Source organism: Sinorhizobium sp. NG07B (assembly GCF_002532005.1).
GTDB classification, from domain to species: domain Bacteria; phylum Pseudomonadota; class Alphaproteobacteria; order Rhizobiales; family Rhizobiaceae; genus Sinorhizobium; species Sinorhizobium fredii_C.
In genome coordinates this window covers 871,682-888,867 of sequence record NZ_NWTD01000003.1, presented here as the reverse complement: position 1 = coordinate 888,867, position 17,186 = coordinate 871,682, and the positions used below count along the sequence as shown (strand labels likewise).

The window sequence follows — 17,186 nt, the reverse complement described above, 5'->3', positions numbered from 1 at the left end:
AAGGGGGAAGATAGAGGAGGGACCGTTGCGCGCCACTCCAACTGGTGATGCGCAGTTAAGGCCATCGAAGAGGTGAGTGGCGAGCTCGCGTCTTGCCGATCTCCCCCCCTTGAGGGGGAGATGCCCGGCAGGGCAGAGGGGGTACCTGTACCCACGTCGCGACGATCCCCATCACTCGAACTCCATGATCAGCTCATCCACCGCCAGGCTAGCGCCGGCGGCGATCGCAACGCGCTTCACCGTCGCGCGCTTTTCGGCCCGCAGGATGTTTTCCATCTTCATCGCCTCGACGACGGCGAGCGATTGGCCGGCCTCGACCGCATCGCCGGCCTTCACTGCAATCGAGGTGACGACGCCGGGCATCGGGCAGAGCAGCATCTTCGAGGTGTCCGGCGGCGGCTTCTTCGGCATCAGCCGGGCGAGTTCGGCGACGCGCGGGCTTCTGACCCGGGCGACGACATCGATGCCGCGCCAGCGCAGTCTTAAGCCGGTGCCGGCGAGGTCGACCTTCACATTGATCGGCCGATTGTCGAGCTCGAAGGTGGCGAGCGTGCGGCCGGGAAGCCAGTCGCTGGCGACCGAAATGGCCGGTCCATCGGCGAAACGGATGTAGCCGCCGTCGGCCGAAAGATCCGCAGTCGCCTGGAATTCGCGCTCGGCAAGGTTCACCATCCACTCATGGCCGACGACCCGGCGGGGGTTGCCGATCGTCCCGGAAACCCGGCTGGCGCGCTCCTGCAGCGCCTGATTGATGGTGACGGCGATGGCGGCGAGTTTCATCGCCGATGCCTCGTCCGGCACGACGCCGTGGAAGCCATCGGCGAATTCCTCGGCGATATAGGCGGTCGTCAGCCGTCCCTCGCGGAAGCGGTCCTGCTGCATCACGGCGGAAAGGAACGGCAGGTTGTGGCCGATGCCTTCGACCTCGAAGGCGTCGAGCGCCTCCGCCATCGCCGCGACTGACGCTGCACGATCCGGCCCCCAGGTGCAGAGCTTGGCGATCATAGGGTCGTAGTACATCGAGATCTCGCCGCCCTCGAAGACGCCGGTGTCGTTGCGGATGACCGTGCCATCGTCCTGCCGGCCCTCTGCCGGCGGCCGGTAGCGCGTCAGCCGGCCGATCGAGGGCAGGAAGTTGCGATAGGGGTCCTCGGCATAGAGCCGGCTCTCGATCGCCCAGCCTTCGAGCTTCACGTCGCCTTGGCCGAAGGCGAGCTTCTCGCCGGCGGCGACGCGGATCATCTGCTCGACGAGATCGAGGCCGGTGACGAGCTCCGTCACCGGATGCTCGACCTGCAGGCGGGTGTTCATCTCGAGGAAATAGAAGTTGCGCTCGCCGTCGACGATGAATTCGACCGTGCCGGCCGAGTGATAGCCGACGGCCCTGGCGAGCGCCACCGCCTGCTCGCCCATGGCACGGCGGGTCGTTTCGTCAAGGAATGGCGAGGGGGCCTCCTCGATGACCTTCTGGTTCCGCCGCTGGATCGAGCATTCCCGCTCGCCGAGATAGAGCGTGTTGCCGTGCTTGTCGCCGAGCACCTGGATCTCGATGTGGCGCGGTTCGGTCACGAATTTCTCGATGAAGATGCGGTCGTCGCCAAACGAGCTTTTCGCCTCGTTCTTCGACGACTGGAAGCCTTCGCGCGCCTCGCGCTCGTTCCAGGCAATGCGCATCCCCTTGCCGCCGCCGCCGGCCGAGGCCTTGATCATCACCGGAAAGCCGATCGACGAAGCAATCCGCGCCGCCTCGTCGGCGTCCTCGATCAGGCCCATATGGCCGGGAACGGTGGAAACGCCGGCCTTGGCCGCGATCTTCTTCGAGGTGATCTTGTCGCCCATCGCCTCGATCGCCTTGACCGGCGGGCCGATGAAGGCGACGCCCTCCTTTTCCAACGCCTCGGCGAAGGCGGCGTTTTCGGACAGGAAGCCGTAGCCTGGATGGACGGCGTCGGCACCGGTCTTGCGGATCGCCTCAAGGATCTTGTCGATGACGATGTAGGACTGGCCCGACGGGGACGGGCCGATATGGACGGCCTCGTCCGCCAGGCGCACATGCATGGCGTCGCGGTCGGCGTCGGAATAGACGGCGACGGTCGCAATCCCGAGCTTCCTGGCGGTCTTGATGACGCGGCAGGCGATTTCGCCGCGATTGGCGATGAGGATTTTCTTGAACATCCGTTTCCCTTTGAACTCTTTCGGTCGCGTCATCGCCTGAATTTTCTGAAATAGGGCAGCAAGCCGATCGCGGCACCCGCGGCGGCGCCGACAAGGGCGAAGGGCGCAAGCACCGTCGCTGCGGCAAGCAACGGGTCGGTGGAGCGCGCCACCAGCGTGCCGATCGAGCCGATGTCGAGCATCATCAGCGTGCCGACAGCGACCGCCCCGGCGACGAGCCCGGAGAGGGTGCTCATCGCCAGATGCCGCAGCAAGCGGCGGTGACCGCGGCCGGCGGCGTTGGGCGTCATCCGAACCTGCAGTTTCTGCCCCATGGTGTCCATCAAAGCGGAATCGTATCGTGCTTGCGCCAGCGGGTCTCCACCTGCTTGTTGCGAAGCGAGGCGAAGGCGCGGGCGATGCGGCGGCGCGAGGAGTGCGGCATGATCACCTCGTCGATAAAGCCGCGCTCTGCGGCGACAAAGGGATTGGCGAAGCGCTCCTCGTACTCCTTCGTGCGCGCCGCGATCTTCTCCGAATCGCCGAGTTCGGAGCGATAGAGGATCTCGGTCGCGCCCTTGGCGCCCATCACGGCGATCTCGGCCGTCGGCCAGGCATAGTTGACGTCGGCGCCGATATGCTTCGAGGCCATGACGTCATAGGCGCCGCCATAGGCCTTGCGAGTGATCAGCGTCACCATCGGCACCGTCGCCTGGCTGTAGGCGAACAGGAGCTTGGCGCCGTGCTTGATGACGCCGCCATATTCCTGGGCGGTGCCGGGCAGGAAGCCGGGCACGTCGACGAGCGTCAGGATCGGGATCGAGAAGGCGTCGCAGAAGCGCACGAAGCGCGCGGCTTTCCGCGAGGAATCGATGTCGAGGCAGCCGGCGAGCACCATCGGCTGGTTGGCGACGACACCGACTGTCTGGCCTTCCAGGCGGATGAAGCCGGTGATGATGTTGCGGGCGAAATCCGCCTGCAGCTCGAAGAAGTCACCCTCGTCGGCAACGGCGAGGATCAGCTCCTTCATGTCGTAGGGCTTGGCGGCGCTTTCCGGAATGAGGCTGTCGAGCCGCATCTCGAGGCGTGCAGGGTCGTCATGGAAGGGCCGCACCGGCGGCTTCTCGCGGTTGTTCAATGGCAGGAAATCGAACAGCAGCCGTACCTGTTCGAGCGCCTCGATGTCGTTCTCATAGGCGCCGTCGGCGACCGAGGATTTGGTCGTGTGGGTACGGGCACCGCCGAGTTCCTCCGCCGTGACGAACTCGTTCGTCACCGTCTTCACCACATCCGGCCCGGTCACGAACATGTAGGATGAGTCGCGCACCATGAAGATGAAGTCGGTCATCGCCGGCGAATAGACGGCGCCGCCGGCGCAGGGCCCCATGATCACCGAGATCTGCGGGACGACGCCGGAGACCTCGGCATTTCGGCGGAACACCTCGGCATAGCCGGCGAGCGAGGAGACGCCTTCCTGGATGCGGGCGCCGCCGCTGTCGTTGAGACCGATCACCGGGGCGCCGTTGCGAGCCGCCATGTCCATGACCTTGCAGATCTTCTGGGCGTGGGTCTCGGAGAGCGAGCCGCCGAGCACGGTGAAGTCCTGGGAAAACACATAGACCTGGCGGCCGTTGATCGTGCCCCAGCCGGTGACGACGCCGTCGCCGGCGACCTTCTGGTTGGCCATGCCGAAATCGACGCAACGATGCGTCACATACATGTCGTACTCTTCGAAGGAGTCTTCGTCGAGCAGCACGTCGATGCGCTCGCGCGCCGTCAGCTTGCCCTTGCCGTGCTGAGCGGCAATGCGCTTCTCGCCGCCGCCGGCGCGTGCCTCGGCCCGCCGGGCCTCGACCTGTTCAAGTATGGCGCGCATCGCTCTCCTCCTGTTTTTTGCTGATTGTGCAGAGGCTTCGCTCCTGCATATCAACTCAAATCCTAGCGGATTTAAAGAAACATGCAGCAATTCAAAAGTGCTATGGCGACGCTTACGCGTCTGATCGGACGCGCGGCGCTGCAGGATGGCAATAGCGCCGAAGGTCGGATGGTAAAACGGCCGATGATGTGCAAAGGTGGAATATAGAAAATTGTAAAACGCAAATTGCGAAGTTGCGAAATGGCGATCGGCAAGCTCTATATCGGCCGCAAGGTCAGGGAAGTCAGGGAAGCAAACCGCGCCACCCAGGGCCAGTTCGCCGAGCGGATCGGCATCTCGACGAGCTACCTCAACCAGATCGAGAACAATCAGCGCCCGGTCTCGGCGGCGGTGCTCCTGGCGCTGGCGGAGAAATTCCAGATCGATATCGCCGAACTCTCCACCGGCGAGGGTGACCGGCTGCTATCGGCGCTTACGGAAGCGCTCAGCGACCCGCTGTTCGAGACCTATGCGCCGAGCCTCCAGGAACTCAAGCTGATCAGCCAGAACGCGCCGGGACTAGCGCATGCGCTGATCAAGTGCCACCAGGCCTATCGCCGCAATAGCGAACAGCTCGCCAGCATCGACGACACGATCGGCCGCAACGCTTCCTTCGTCGAGACCACCCCCTACGAGGAAGTGCGCGACTTCTTCCATTTCGTCGACAACTACATCCACGAGATCGACACTCTGGCCGAGCGCCTGGCGGGCGAACTCCGCCTGGGAGAGGGCGACAATCACGCCGCGCTCACAAGCTATCTCGAACAGCGGCACGGCGTGCGCGTCGTGCGGGGCGCCGCCGGCGACGAGGCGATCCGCCGCTTCGATCCGCGCGCCCGTATTCTGACCTTGAATCCCTACGCCCCGCCGCCGACGCGCGACTTCCAGCTGGCGCTGCAGATCGCCCAGCTTCACGCCCGCGAGGAGATCGATCGGGTGGCGGGAAGCGCCGGCTTCCGCACCGAGGAGGCCCATGAAATCTGTCGCATCGGCCTGCAGAATTATTTCGCAGGCGCGCTGATCCTGCCCTACCAGACATTCCTCAAGGCGGCGCGCGAGCTGCGCCATGATATCGAACTCATCGCCGCCCGGTTCGGCGCCTCGCTGGAACAGGTCTGCCACCGGCTGTCGACCTTGCAGCGGCCGGGCCAGAAGGGCATTCCGATCTTCTTCGCCCGCATCGACCGGGCCGGCAACATCACCAAGCGCCACAGCGCCGCCAAGCTGCAATTCGCCCGTTTCGGTGCGGCCTGCCCGCTCTGGAACGTCCATCAGGCCTTCGAGGCGCCCGGCCGGATCATCCGCCAGCTCGCCGAGACGCCCGACGGCGTGCGCTACCTGTGTCTCGCCACCCAGATCACCAAGGGCGGCGGCGGCTACCGCGCCGCCCATCCGCGCTATGCGCTGGCGCTCGGCTGCGAGATCTCCTATGCCGACGCCTTCGTCTATGCGGACGACCTCGATCTCGGCAACCGTGCCGCCTTCGATCCGATCGGCATCTCCTGCCGCATCTGCGACCGCACCAAATGCGCGAGCCGCGCCGTCCCTCCGCTGAAGCGCAAGTTGATCGTTGACCATGACATGCGCGGCTCTCTGCCGTATCGTTTGAGTGAGAGCTGATCTGCCTCGTCTCGCAGGTCTGTTCGATTTTGAACAGATGCTGTGAGAATTTGCGTCTGTGCCTGTGCGAGATTTGATGTAACTACAGCGCCATATCGTCAATATGCCGGTCAGGGAGGACATGCATATGGATTTTCGCCTGTCGGAGGAGCAGGAAGCCATCCGCGCGATGGCGCTCGATTTCGCCTGCGACGAGCTCGCGCCCCACGCGATCGACTGGGACCAGCAGAAGCATTTTCCGGTGGAGACGCTGCGCGCCGCCGCCGCCCTCGGCATGGCGGGCATCTATGTCCGCGACGACGTCGGCGGCACGGGGCTCACGCGCCTCGACGCCGCGATGATCATTGAGGCGCTGGCGACCGGCTGCCCGGCGATCGCCTCCTTCGTATCGATCCACAATATGTGCGCCGGCATGATTGATCGCTACGGGACCGAGGAGCAGCGCCAGCGGCTGCTGCCGCGGCTGCTCACCATGGAAATCCTGGCGAGCTATTGCCTGACCGAGCCCGGTTCCGGCTCGGACGCGGCGGCGCTGAAGACCAAGGCCGTGCGTGACGGCGACTCCTACCTGCTCACCGGGCAGAAGCAGTTCATTTCCGGGGCCGGCGAATCCGGCCTCTACATCGTCATGGCGCGCACCGGCGAAGAGGGGCCGAAGGGCATTTCCGCCTTCGTCGTCGACAAGGAGACGCCCGGTCTGACCTTTGGCGCCAACGAGAAGAAGATGGGCTGGCACGCCCAGCCGACGCGAGCGGTGATGCTCGACAACGTCCGCGTTCCGGCCGAGAACCGCCTGGGCGCCGAGGGCCAGGGCTTCAGGATCGCCATGGCAGGGCTCGATGGCGGTCGCCTCAACATCGCCGCCGCCTCGCTCGGAGGTGCACAGGCCGCCTTCGACAAGGCGCTCGCCTATGTCCAGGAGCGCCGCGCCTTCGGAAGAGCGATCGGCGAATTCCAGGCGCTGCAGTTTCGCCTCGCCGACATGGCGACCGATCTGGAAATCGCCCGCACCTTCCTCTGGCGTGCGGCCTCGGCCCTCGATTCGGGTGACCCGGAGGCGACCAAGCTCTGCGCCATGGCCAAACGTTTCGTCACGGATCGCTGCTTTGCTGTCGCCAACGAAGCGCTGCAGCTGCACGGCGGCTACGGCTATCTCGCCGATTACGGCGTCGAGAAGATTGTCAGGGACCTAAGGGTGCACCAGATACTCGAAGGAACGAACGAGATCATGCGGCTGATCGTGTCGCGCGCCGTCATGGGACGGAAATAGGAAGGACACTTCATGGAGATGCAGACCGCTCAACCGGAGGTCATCGTCGAACGTCAAGGCGCGATCGGCAGGCTCCGGCTCAACCGGCCGCGCGCGCTGAACAGCCTCAACCTGGCGATGATCCGGGCGATCGACGCGGCGCTCACCGAATTCGAGGATGATCCGGCCATCGCCGCCGTTCTCGTCACCGGCGAGGGCGAGCGCGGGCTTTGTGCTGGCGGCGATATCCGCATGATCTACGAGAGCGGCCGCGAACGCCCGCAGGAGGGAGCGCAATTCTGGCGCGAGGAGTTCATCGTCAACAGCCGCATTGCCGCCTATGGCAAGCCCTATGTCGCCATCATGGACGGCATCGTCATGGGCGGCGGGGTCGGCATCTCCTCCCATGGCGCCCACCGCATCGTCACCGAGAAAACGCGCTTCGCCATGCCCGAGACCGGCATCGGCTATTTCACCGATGTCGGGGCGACATGGCTCCTGCCGCGGGCGCCGGGCGAATTCGGCACCTATCTCGGTCTCACCGGCCGCGACGTTGGGGCTGCGGCGGCGATCTACGCGCGGCTTGCCGACAGTTTCGTTTCGTCGGAGAAGCTCGATCAGCTGATTGGCTCTCTCGTCGGGCTTTCGCCGTCCGCCACTGCCGAGGATGTTTCGGCCGCGATCCGCGCCGTGTCAAGCGAGGCGCCAGCCTCGGCGCTGCTCGCGCACCTTGCCCTCATCGACCGCTGCTTCGCCTTTGACACGGTCGAGGAAATCTTGGCGGCACTGGAAAAGGACGGTTCGGACTTCGCCCGCGAGACGCTTGCCCTCCTGAAGACGCGCTCGGCGATCAGCCTGAAACTCACCCTTTCGCTGCTGCGGGCCGGCCGCGAGAGCGTGACGCTGAACGACTGCCTCGAGCGGGAATATGCGGGCTGTGTCGCCATGCTGTCGAACCCGGATTTCTACGAAGGCGTGCGCGCCGCGGTGATCGACAAGGACCGCAATCCGAAGTGGTCGGTCGGGCTCAAGGAGGCCACGCCGCAGATGCTTGCGCGCTTCGGGAACTATAACGGCGCGCCGCTTTTTGCCGGTGGCTGACGCGGCCGCGCCAATCGCTGGGCCATGGGACGTGAGTTGAGGAGGAGGAGAGACAAGATGACCAAGATCGCCTTTATCGGGCTTGGCAATATGGGCGGCCCGATGGCCGCCAACCTGGTGAAGGCGGGACACGCCGTCACCGGCTTCGACCTGTCGGAGGCCTCGCGCAACGCGGCCGCCAAGTCGGGCGTTTCCGTGGGCGGATCGATCTCCCAGGCAGTCCGCGAAACCGAATGCGTCATCACCATGCTGCCGGCCGGATCGCATGTCATCTATGTCTGGGACGAACTGCTCGGCTTCGTCGATCCGGGCACGCTGATCATCGACAGTTCGACGATCGACGTCGAAAGCGCCCGCAAGGTCCACGGTTTTGCCGACAAGGCCGGTTGCCCATCGCTCGATGCGCCGGTTTCCGGCGGCACCGCCGGTGCGGCCGCCGGAACGCTGACGTTCATGGTCGGCGGCAGCGACGGGGCCTTTTCCCGCGGCAAGCACCTTCTCGAAGCGATGGGCAAGAAGATCGTCCATTGCGGCGATGCCGGTGCCGGCCAGGCCGCCAAGATCTGCAACAACATGATCCTCGGCGTCTCGATGGCGGCGGTCTGCGAAGCCTTCGTGCTCGCCGAGCGGCTCGGCCTGTCGCACCAGGCGCTCTTCGACGTCGCCTCCACCTCCTCCGGCCAGTGCTGGTCCCTGACCAGCTATTGCCCGGTGCCCGGACCCGTGCCGGCCTCGCCGGCCAACAACGACTATAAGCCCGGCTTCATGGCGAGCCTGATGCTGAAAGACCTGATGCTGGCCCAGCAGGCGGCGAGCGCGAGCGGCGCGACGACGCCGTTGGGCGCCCAGGCGGCGCAGCTCTACAGCCTGTTCGAGAAGCTCGGCCATGGGGCCGAGGATTTCTCCGGGCTGATCCGCATGTTGCGTGGGACGGAGGAGGCGAAGAGCGGGTAGTAATGCTCACGCATTTAGGAGCACACAGGTGGCTGTTGCCCCCTCTGCACTGCCGGGCATTAGCGTGGAGAGAGGCGGCACTTTAAGCCCTTGCCCAATCTGCGGAGTGGCCGACGGGCGAAAGCGCAGATCCTTGCCGATCTCCACCCTTTTGGGGGAGATGCCCGGCAGGGCAGAGGGGTATCGCCCTCGACTCAGAGCTTTACTTCGCGGGGAGATTCCCCAGTGGATCCAGTCAAGGTCGCTGTCGCTTCGCCGGCTTTACATCTGCACCGTCATGCCGCCGTCGACCGTCAGCGTGATGCCGTTGACGAAGCTTGCTGCGGGCGAGGCGAGGAAGACGGCGGCGGGCGCAATTTCTTCCGGCCGGCCCCAGCGTTTCAACGGAATGCGCACTTCGACAAAGGCCTGAAGCGCCGGATCGGCGGCGAGATGGGCATTGGTCTCGGTCGAGAACCAGCCCGGCGCGATCGCATTGACGGTGAGATTGTCGGGACCGTGCTCGACCGCAAGTGATCGGGTGAGCGCCGAAAGCCCGCCCTTTGCCGCCGTATAGGCCGGGTCCCCGGCGCGGGCGGCAAAGGCGGCGATCGAGGTGACGAAGATCAGCCGGCCGGCCGTGGAACGCTTGAGGAGCGGAAGGGCTGCTCTTGCGACGGCATAGGCCGCAGTGAGGTCGGTGTTCAGGAGCTGCGCAAAGTCCTCCGGCTCCATTGCCTCGGTGCCGCGCCTGTCGCGCTCGCCGACCGCATGAATGAGGATATCAAGCTGGCCGGTCTTGGCGATCGCCTGGGCGAGGATGGGTCCGACATCGCGCGTGATATCGCCTGGCGCGATACCGATCGCAATGCCTTCGCCGGCAAGCCGCTCGCACGCCTCTTCGAGGTTTTGCCGGCTGCGGCCGTTGATCACCGTCCAGGCGCCCGCCCTTGCCAGCGCTTTCGCCATTTCCAGCCCGAGCCCGCGGCCGCCGCCTGTGACAAGCGCTGTCTTGCCGGTGAGATCGAACATCGCTTGCCCTCGTCGCTCGTGGAGCCATCGATCCATGGGGTGGCTCCTTCGTCCCGAGGGACATTTGCAGCGAAGGGTTCTTTACGCAAGTGTTGCCGTGAACGCGTCGCGACACACATCCGGCAAGGCGATGCCTTGCCGGATGTGTCAGCCCTCAGGAGAAGCAAACGCTGCCGAAAGCACCAATCAGCTGGAGCCCAGAACATAGCGGCGGTTGCCGGCAACCGCCGGCCGCGCATTCATCGAGTAGAGCGCCGTGAACTTCTTGATGTCGGCCGAATCGACCTCGATCGGTTCCATCGCCACCATCCAGTCGACGATCTCGCTGCAGGGCGGGGTGGTGAGCGATCCCTCATAGGCCCAGTATTTGAGCGAGGTGGGCAGTAAGCCCTTCGGGTCGACGGCGTCGAGCGCTACCTCTTCGCCGGCCTTCTGCGGGAATTTGGCGGCGACGCTGGCGAAGGTCTCGTTGGGGGCGCCGGGAACCATGAACACGCCTAGGACACCGAGTTCGCCGGTCTCGGCGTGCTTGTGGACGAAATGCACTTCCATCGGGAAGCCCTTGCCGTCGACGAGATGCTCGCTCGGCGCGTGGAAGTGGTACTGCACCAGATCGTAGGTCTTGTCGCCGCGCTTGAGCGTGCCGCCGGCCGCCTTCACCTGGATCGTATGGCCGTTGTTGAGGATCGTGCCGCCGCTCTTCCAGTCGGTCGCGAGGTCCGGGATATCGGCCTTGATCGCGCCCGTGATGTCGATCGGCGATTGCTGCGAGCCGGCCGAGCAGGCACTGTTCTCCTTGCCCAGGGAGCCCCAATGCTCCGGGCCCTCTTCGCCTTCATAGCCCCAATGTACGCCTTCGGCGGCGTAGGCCGTCTTGACGCAGAGCGGGCAAGCGGCAAGCAAGGCCAGGCCCCGGAGGAATTCACGCCTTTCCATTCTTATTCCCTTTCGAATATTCGCGAGCGGATGCGCCCGCGGGGACGGGATGTTGTGCTTGCAAACCTGTCCAACAACTGTCCGAAACGCCGCAGCTCAAAATGGCTGCGCGAAACGGATATCGCCTGCGGGATTCGCCTGTTCGGGGAGGAGGATCTGGCATTCCGCCGGCGGCCGCCCAGGCCGACACTCTTCGAAAAGTTCGCCATTTACTTGTGCTCCAACTGCGCAGAAAATAGGCGGATGGGAGGGAGCCTTCGACGCGCCTCTCGCAAACCGCGCCCGAACCGCTTTCGCCCGCTGACACATGGAGGGGGAGGGGGCAAAATGTACGCGGTTTTCCACCTGATCCCGCTCTAGCCACTGGGAAATGATCACGCAGGCTTCGGTTGCGAAGACCGGCCCGAGGCGTGATCCAAGGGAGGAAAGCCATGAGGCGAGTTTTGCTCTCCGCGGTCTCGGCCGCGGCGTTATCAGTTGGCGTCACGTCTGCATTCGCGCAATCGGGCAGCGTGGAAAAGGCCGTCGGCGGCTACAATTTCGATGACGCCGCCAAGGAAGCGCCGGAAACCAAGGACTTCCATTCCGCCGACGGTCGTCTGACCTTCGCGATCGTCACCCACACGGCCGGCAATGGCTTTTTCGATCCGGTCTATGTCGGTGCAAAGGTGGCCGGCAACATGATCGGCGCCGATATCCTGCTGCTCGGCTCCGAATCGCCGGTGGACGACCCGGCCCGCGAAATCGAGATTCTTAATCAGATCGTCCGTGATCCGAAAATCGACGGCATTATTATGACGACGCCGCAGGTCGGCGCCTATAACGACATCGTCAAGGCGGCCGAGGCGGCCGGCATTCCGGTCGCCACCACCAATTCGTTCGATGGAACGCTCCTCAACCGCAGCGGCATCAGCCACACCGGCCAGGATGCCTCGGCGGCGGCGATCGGCGGCGAGGCGCTTGCCAAATGCGTGCTCGACAGCGGCAAGACCAGCGGCTCGATCCTGCTGCCGTCATCGACCGCCATGGGCAATATCGAGGTGAACAACCGCGTCACCGCCGCCTTCAACGCGATCGTCAAGACGCTGAAGGACGCCGACAAGCTCGAGGCCTTCAAGGTCGATGCCGGGCCGGAGAATGTCGGCATCGACACGAACCCGAACGATCCGGTCAATGCACTGGTGACGCTCTTCGAATCCCGCGGCGACGTCGTCGGCGCCTTCACAGCCAACAACGTCTTCACGCCGCCGCTCGTCAAGGCGGTGGAGCAGATGGGCTGGACGAGCAAGTTTTGCGCCTTCGGCTTCGACCTCGGCCCGGCACAGCAGGAAGGCATCGCCGCCGGCAACCTGACCGGCTCGCTCGGCCAGCAGCCCTTCCTCCAGGGCTTCTGGCCGGTCATGCAGCTCTATCTGCAGATCGACCGCGGCATCTCGGCCGCCAATCTCGACACGCGCGCCCAGCTCGTGACGAAGGAGAATGTCGCCAAGGTCGGCAAGCGATTCGAGAACTGAGCGCGAAGTCCGGCGCGATGAAGAGCGGATGATGGCGGCGCTGAACCCCCCTCTCACCTGCCGGCCATCTCCCCCACAAGGGGTGAGAACGCCTGAGGCACGCCCGGTGCCGCCATCAAAGGTCCGTCCATGCCGCACCGTGCCGTTTGTGCGGCTGGCTCGCCGCGAGTCGATCTCCCCCCTTGGGGACCCTCGGTTGCGGCGGCCTGACCCGCATGCGAGGAGCACGCGGAAGAAGCCGCCATGATACCGACCGCAACGACATCGCTCGGCCGCGCACCCTCCCAACTCGCGGGTAGCTGGGAGGGTGGGCTGCTGATCTTCATCGCACTGCTCTATCTTGCCGGAGCGGCCGTCAACCCCGCATTTTTCGGTTCGACCGAGGGCCTCCATGCGCTTCTTCGCGACACCTCCCGCGTCGGGATCATCGCCGTCGGGATGACCTTCGTCATCGTCAACAAGGATCTCGACCTCTCCGTCGGCTCGATCTACGGGCTGATCGCCGTCGTCTTCGCGAGGCTCTTCGCGTCGAGCTTTCTCGATCTCGGCATCGTCGCGGCCATCGTCCTCTGCCTGCTCCTTGGCGCCGCGATCGGCCTTCTCAACGGCGTGCTCGTCACACTCCTCAAAGTCCCGGCCTTCATCGCCACGCTGACGATGCTGTTCATCGGCCGCGGCTTCGTGCTGGCGCTGACGCATGGCCAGGCGATTTACTATTCGGGCAAGGCGAGGGAATATCCGACTTTCTTTCATCTGGGCGAGACGAATGGTTTTGGCTTCAACAACCAGATCGCCATCTTCGCCATCGCCGCAACGGTGGGGGCGATCGTGCTTGGCAAAACGCGGTGGGGATACGAGACCTTCGCCACCGGCGGCAACGAACAGGCTGCCGTCTATGCCGGTATCCCGGCGAACTGGGTGCGGATTCGCGCCTATCTGATCTCGTCGCTCTCGGCGACCGTCGCCGCTCTGTTGGCGGCCGCGCAGGACAAGGGCGTCACGCCGCTCTATGGCGTCAGCTGGGAACTGACCGTGATCGCCTCGGTGATCATCGGCGGCGCCTCGATCCTCGGCGGCCGCGGCCGGGTCGTCGGCTCCTGCCTCGGCGCTGCCCTCGTCGTGCTCATCGACAAGGTGCTACGCGAAGGCTGGCCGATCACCCGTACCGTTGTCATCGACGGCGAAAGCATTGCGGTCAGCGCCCGCTATACGCTGCCAGCGGGCGCGGTGCTGGTCTTTCTCGGCCTGCTACTCGTCGCCGCCGTGCTCATCGAACCCTATCTCATTCGCCGCCAGGTGCTTGCCCGCTTCTGGGCCTGGCTGCGCCGACGGCCGCCGCCCGCGGCCATGGAGATTGGCGGCGTCGCGCTCGAAGGCGTACAGACCAAGGGAGCGATGGCGGCGGACATGGCGCTGTCGGCGATCGGGTTCGGCAAGTTCCTGGCGCGTCGCGATGCGCTCGCCATCATACTTGCAGCTGTCTTGTGGCTGACGGGGCTGGCGCTCCGGCCCGACTATTGGTGGAATCTCTCCAACACATTCGCCATCCTGCTCAATTATACGGAGCTGGCGCTGATCACCATCGGGCTCACCTATGTGATCGCCGCCGGGGACATCGACCTCTCGGTCGGCGCGGTCCTCGCCCTTGCCGGCAGTACGGCCGCCTATTTCCTGAAGGTGCTCGGCGCCGATCCAATGACGGCGATCGCCATGGGGCTCGTCGCCGGCATGGCCGCCGGGCTCGTCAACGCCACCTTGACCGTCGGTCTCAAATTGCCCTCCTTCATCGCCACGCTTGGCATGTTCTACATCGCCCGTGGTCTCGCCGCCTGGTTCGTCGCTGGGCAGCAATTGACCGGCTGGACGGAGGCCTACAATCTGATCGGCCGCAAGGTTAGCGACGTGCTCCTCTACTTCGGCGTCTCGCTGCAACCGGGCATCATCCGGACCGTCGCGGAGGTCGTCAGCGTCCAGACCGTCTGGATGTTCCTCGTCTCCATCGTCGCCGGCATCGTGCTCGCCTATACACCGTTTGGCCTGAAGGTCTGCGCGACCGGCGGCAATCAGCGGGCCGCCGCCTACGCCGGCATCAACACCAACCGCATACGCTTCCTCTCGTTGATGCTGGCGGCGCTCTGCGCGACCATGGCCGGGCTGATCAACGTCGCCTATTTCCGCAGCTTCAATCCGGTCGCCGGGCAGTTCCGCGAGCTCGACGCCATCGCTTCGGTGATCATCGGCGGCGGGTCGATCTTCGGCGGCCACGGGACGATGATCGGCGCGCTCGCCGGGGCGGCCGTCATCACGCTGATTCGGGCGCTGCTGCAGCTGAACGTCCAGGGCTTTACGATGCCGCAGCACTGGATCAACGTCTTCATCGGCGTCATCCTGATCGTCGCGGTGCTGATCGACATATGGGTGCGTCAGGCCAACATTCTCGGAACGCTGCGGGCGCGCTTCGCGAGGCGAGCGCCAACAGGAGCGGGCAGTCATGGTTGATACGCAATCGCCCCGGCCGATCGTCGAGATGCGCGGCATCGAAAAGGCCTTCGGCGCCGTACAGGCGCTTCGCAAGGTCGATCTCGTCCTCTATCCCGGAGAAATTCTCGGCCTCGTCGGCGACAACTCGGCCGGCAAGTCGACGTTGATGAAAATCCTCACCGGGGCCTATCAGCGCGATGCCGGCGAAATCCTCGTTGCCGGTCAGCCGGTGCAGTTCAGGAGCCCGCACGAGAGCCGCGACGCCGGCATCGAGATGATCTACCAGGACTTCGCGCTCTGCGGAAACATGGATGTCGGCCAGAACATCTTTCTCGGCCGGTGGCCGCTGAAAGGTCCCTTCGTCGACCGGCGGGCGATGTATGCGGAAGCCGATCGCGTTCTGAAGCGGCTCAAGGTCGACGTCAACTCGGTCTACCAGAAGGTCGAAAGCCTCTCGGGCGGTCGTCAGCAATCGGTGGCGATCGCCCGCGCCATCTCCTTCGAGCCGCGGGTAGTGATCCTCGACGAACCGACCGCCAATCTGTCGGTGATGGCGACTGAGCGGCTGCTCGAGACCATGCTCGAACTGAAGAGGCAAGGCGTTGCCCAGATCATCATCTCGCACCGGCTCATCGACATCTTCGCCGTCGGCGATCGCGTCATGGTGCTGAAGCGCGGCGAATATGTCGGCGACCGCTTTATCAGGAACACTGACGAGCACGAGGTGCTGGAGATCATCGTGTCCGGCACCCAGGACACGGCGCTGACGGCAGACCAGGCAAGAGACCGCCGGTCATAGCATGGACCACAACGGAAACCGCTCCAGGCTTCAGATCAATTGTGCGGTCACGCAGTGGATCGAGTTGTTGCCGTAGCCCAGGCGGTTCCACTCGGCGTGCTCAGGCTGGGTCCGGCCCGCCATGTCGGTGGCGCGCGCCCGCACGATAAGCGGCCCCGTCTCGTCGAGGCGGGTGATCAGTTCCCACCATTGCCACGCGGAGCGCCGCCGTTCGCCGACGAGCCGCGCCTCGCGCCACGGCCCACCGTCCAGGCTGACGTCGACCCTCGCTATGCTGCCGGCGCCCGACCATGCGACACCGCGGATCGCCGTCTCGCCGCGCGGCAGGCTCTCGCCTTGAGCGGGCGTTGCGATCAGCGCCCTCACATTCATCAGCGTCACCGGCGCGCTCTCGTCGTGGCCGTTGCGTATCCACTCGTACCAGTACTTTTCCACCTGATAGTGTGCCTCGCAGGGCTTGTCGGTGACGATGATCTCGGTCAGCCATTTCGCGGACGCCACAGCGTACCAGCCGGGCACGACCAGCCGCAACGGGTAGCCGTGCGGCGGCGGCAGCGGCTCGCCGTTCATCTCGTAGGCGAGCAGCGCGCCCGCTTCGCGGATCTGGTCGACGGTAAGGCCCCGCTCGAAACTGATCGGCGCATCGTGACCCTCGACGAGCCCGCCGTCGGCGCCGCGGAAGGTGAGTTGCGTTGCGCCGGGTTGCAGCCCGGCCCGTTCGACCACCTCGACCAGGGGCACGCCGGTCCATTCGGCGGTGCTGACGGCGCCCATGCCCCAGGCCTCGCCGGCCACCGCCGGATCGAACAGGCTGCGGCCGTTACCGGCACATTCGAGGGTGACCACAAGGCTCTCGGCATGAAGATTGCGAAGGTCCCGCATACTCAGGCTCAGGGGTTTTTCGACCAACCCGCCGACCGAGAGGCGGTAGCGCTCGCCATCGAGGTGCGGGATATCGAAATGGTTGCGCAGGTAGAACCGACCGTTGGGCATGACGGCCCCGCCGGCGAGGTCCGGCACCGACGTCTCGCCGTTCAACGGGTAGGCCCGGTGGACGAGAAGTCCCGCCTCGATGGCTTCCTGGCAAGCGTCGGCCGGAGCGAGCAGCGCCGCCGAAATGTCTGCCGGGGGCGCATCGCAGCCGCCACTCGCGACTACCTCCGCGCAGGTCGACGCGGCCATCACTTCCACCTCGCCGACTTGCCGGAACGGCGTCAAGAACGCCTGGAGGGCGGCCTCATCCGCCGCTTCGGCGATGAAGAACAGCGTGTGTGCACCGCGAACGACTGCCTCGCCCTTGATAACGACCCCGTGGCGCGCGGCGCTTGGCCTGCTCAGATGATTCAGCAACATCCCGCCCATGGCCGGATCGCGCGCGGGGCAGGCTTCGGGCGAGTGCTGATGTCGCACAATGAACAGAGGCATCGGGACCCCCACGCCTTTCGGCAAGAC

The 17,186-nt window shown here is 65.1% G+C and carries 13 protein-coding genes; 7 read left to right on the top strand and 6 right to left on the bottom strand.

Translation table 11 applies throughout. The annotated features are described in order from the left end of the window. Window positions 1-171: 171 nt before the first annotated feature. From CO664_RS14020 to CO664_RS14010, 3 genes are read right to left on the bottom strand one after another with little or no spacing between them, the layout of a single operon-like run. Complete coding sequence (locus tag CO664_RS14020) at window positions 172-2,175, bottom strand: acetyl/propionyl/methylcrotonyl-CoA carboxylase subunit alpha (RefSeq protein ID WP_176536578.1); 2,004 nt, start codon at window positions 2,173-2,175, stop codon at window positions 172-174. A gap of 29 nt (window positions 2,176-2,204) precedes the next feature. Beyond that, window positions 2,205-2,498, bottom strand: coding sequence for a hypothetical protein (locus CO664_RS14015; RefSeq protein ID WP_245426452.1), 294 nt, complete (start codon window positions 2,496-2,498; stop codon window positions 2,205-2,207). Continuing rightward, window positions 2,498-4,030, bottom strand: coding sequence for an acyl-CoA carboxylase subunit beta (locus tag CO664_RS14010; RefSeq protein ID WP_097539098.1), 1,533 nt, complete (start codon window positions 4,028-4,030; stop codon window positions 2,498-2,500). The genes CO664_RS14015 and CO664_RS14010 overlap by 1 nt, the downstream gene beginning before the upstream one ends. A 240-nt stretch (window positions 4,031-4,270) precedes the next feature. On the opposite strand from CO664_RS14010, the gene CO664_RS14005 reads away from it, so the two are divergent. The 4 genes from CO664_RS14005 to mmsB all read left to right on the top strand — a co-directional run bounded on the left by CO664_RS14005 (window position 4,271) and on the right by mmsB (window position 8,993). Then, window positions 4,271-5,689: an XRE family transcriptional regulator gene (locus tag CO664_RS14005; protein ID WP_097539097.1), complete on the top strand. Its 1,419-nt coding sequence runs from the start codon at window positions 4,271-4,273 to the stop codon at window positions 5,687-5,689. Between the two features lie 127 nt (window positions 5,690-5,816). Beyond that, window positions 5,817-6,959, top strand: coding sequence for an isobutyryl-CoA dehydrogenase (locus CO664_RS14000; protein WP_176536577.1), 1,143 nt, complete (start codon window positions 5,817-5,819; stop codon window positions 6,957-6,959). A 12-nt stretch (window positions 6,960-6,971) separates the two neighbouring features. After that, a complete protein-coding gene (locus CO664_RS13995) occupies window positions 6,972-8,039 on the top strand; it encodes an enoyl-CoA hydratase/isomerase family protein (RefSeq protein WP_097539096.1) in 1,068 nt (355 codons plus the stop codon). Window positions 8,040-8,096: 57 nt separating this feature from the next. Beyond that, window positions 8,097-8,993: a 3-hydroxyisobutyrate dehydrogenase gene (mmsB, locus tag CO664_RS13990; RefSeq protein ID WP_037418965.1), complete on the top strand. Its 897-nt coding sequence runs from the start codon at window positions 8,097-8,099 to the stop codon at window positions 8,991-8,993. Between the two features lie 261 nt (window positions 8,994-9,254). Here mmsB and CO664_RS13985 read toward each other — a convergent pair whose 3' ends face one another. Together CO664_RS13985 and CO664_RS13980 are read right to left on the bottom strand one after the other, a co-directional pair. Next, complete coding sequence (locus tag CO664_RS13985; RefSeq protein ID WP_097539095.1) at window positions 9,255-10,004, bottom strand: SDR family oxidoreductase; 750 nt, start codon at window positions 10,002-10,004, stop codon at window positions 9,255-9,257. Window positions 10,005-10,190: 186 nt separating this feature from the next. Then, window positions 10,191-10,940 carry a carbonic anhydrase gene (locus tag CO664_RS13980; protein ID WP_097539094.1) on the bottom strand — a complete coding sequence of 250 codons (750 nt, stop codon included), beginning with the start codon at window positions 10,938-10,940 and terminating at the stop codon, window positions 10,191-10,193. A gap of 431 nt (window positions 10,941-11,371) precedes the next feature. On the opposite strand from CO664_RS13980, the gene CO664_RS13975 reads away from it, so the two are divergent. The 3 genes from CO664_RS13975 to CO664_RS13965 all read left to right on the top strand — a co-directional run bounded on the left by CO664_RS13975 (window position 11,372) and on the right by CO664_RS13965 (window position 15,734). Then, the gene (locus CO664_RS13975) at window positions 11,372-12,454 is read left to right on the top strand and encodes a substrate-binding domain-containing protein (RefSeq protein ID WP_097539093.1); all 1,083 of its coding nucleotides are present in this window, start codon (window positions 11,372-11,374) and stop codon (window positions 12,452-12,454) included. A 243-nt stretch (window positions 12,455-12,697) separates the two neighbouring features. Then, a complete protein-coding gene (locus CO664_RS13970) occupies window positions 12,698-14,953 on the top strand; it encodes a sugar ABC transporter permease (RefSeq protein ID WP_097539092.1) in 2,256 nt (751 codons plus the stop codon). After that, window positions 14,946-15,734: an ATP-binding cassette domain-containing protein gene (locus tag CO664_RS13965; RefSeq protein WP_037419001.1), complete on the top strand. Its 789-nt coding sequence runs from the start codon at window positions 14,946-14,948 to the stop codon at window positions 15,732-15,734. Before CO664_RS13970 ends, CO664_RS13965 begins: the two co-directional genes overlap by 8 nt. A gap of 30 nt (window positions 15,735-15,764) precedes the next feature. Here CO664_RS13965 and CO664_RS13960 read toward each other — a convergent pair whose 3' ends face one another. Beyond that, complete coding sequence (locus CO664_RS13960) at window positions 15,765-17,159, bottom strand: sulfite oxidase (protein WP_176536576.1); 1,395 nt, start codon at window positions 17,157-17,159, stop codon at window positions 15,765-15,767. Between the last annotated feature and the right edge of the window lie 27 nt (window positions 17,160-17,186).

Excerpts from the sequence above, each read along its gene's own strand:
- CO664_RS14020 (WP_176536578.1), bottom strand. The coding sequence starts at position 2,175 with ATGTTCAAGAAAATCCTCATCGCCAATCGCGGCGAAATCGCCTGCCGC.
- CO664_RS14015 (WP_245426452.1), bottom strand. The coding sequence starts at position 2,498 with ATGGACACCATGGGGCAGAAACTGCAGGTTCGGATGACGCCCAACGCC.
- CO664_RS14010 (WP_097539098.1), bottom strand. The coding sequence starts at position 4,030 with ATGCGCGCCATACTTGAACAGGTCGAGGCCCGGCGGGCCGAGGCACGC.
- CO664_RS14005 (WP_097539097.1), top strand. The coding sequence starts at position 4,271 with ATGGCGATCGGCAAGCTCTATATCGGCCGCAAGGTCAGGGAAGTCAGG.
- CO664_RS14000 (WP_176536577.1), top strand. The coding sequence starts at position 5,817 with ATGGATTTTCGCCTGTCGGAGGAGCAGGAAGCCATCCGCGCGATGGCG.
- CO664_RS13995 (WP_097539096.1), top strand. The coding sequence starts at position 6,972 with ATGGAGATGCAGACCGCTCAACCGGAGGTCATCGTCGAACGTCAAGGC.
- mmsB (WP_037418965.1), top strand. The coding sequence starts at position 8,097 with ATGACCAAGATCGCCTTTATCGGGCTTGGCAATATGGGCGGCCCGATG.
- CO664_RS13985 (WP_097539095.1), bottom strand. The coding sequence starts at position 10,004 with ATGTTCGATCTCACCGGCAAGACAGCGCTTGTCACAGGCGGCGGCCGC.
- CO664_RS13980 (WP_097539094.1), bottom strand. The coding sequence starts at position 10,940 with ATGGAAAGGCGTGAATTCCTCCGGGGCCTGGCCTTGCTTGCCGCTTGC.
- CO664_RS13975 (WP_097539093.1), top strand. The coding sequence starts at position 11,372 with ATGAGGCGAGTTTTGCTCTCCGCGGTCTCGGCCGCGGCGTTATCAGTT.
- CO664_RS13970 (WP_097539092.1), top strand. The coding sequence starts at position 12,698 with ATGATACCGACCGCAACGACATCGCTCGGCCGCGCACCCTCCCAACTC.
- CO664_RS13965 (WP_037419001.1), top strand. The coding sequence starts at position 14,946 with ATGGTTGATACGCAATCGCCCCGGCCGATCGTCGAGATGCGCGGCATC.
- CO664_RS13960 (WP_176536576.1), bottom strand. The coding sequence starts at position 17,159 with ATGCCTCTGTTCATTGTGCGACATCAGCACTCGCCCGAAGCCTGCCCC.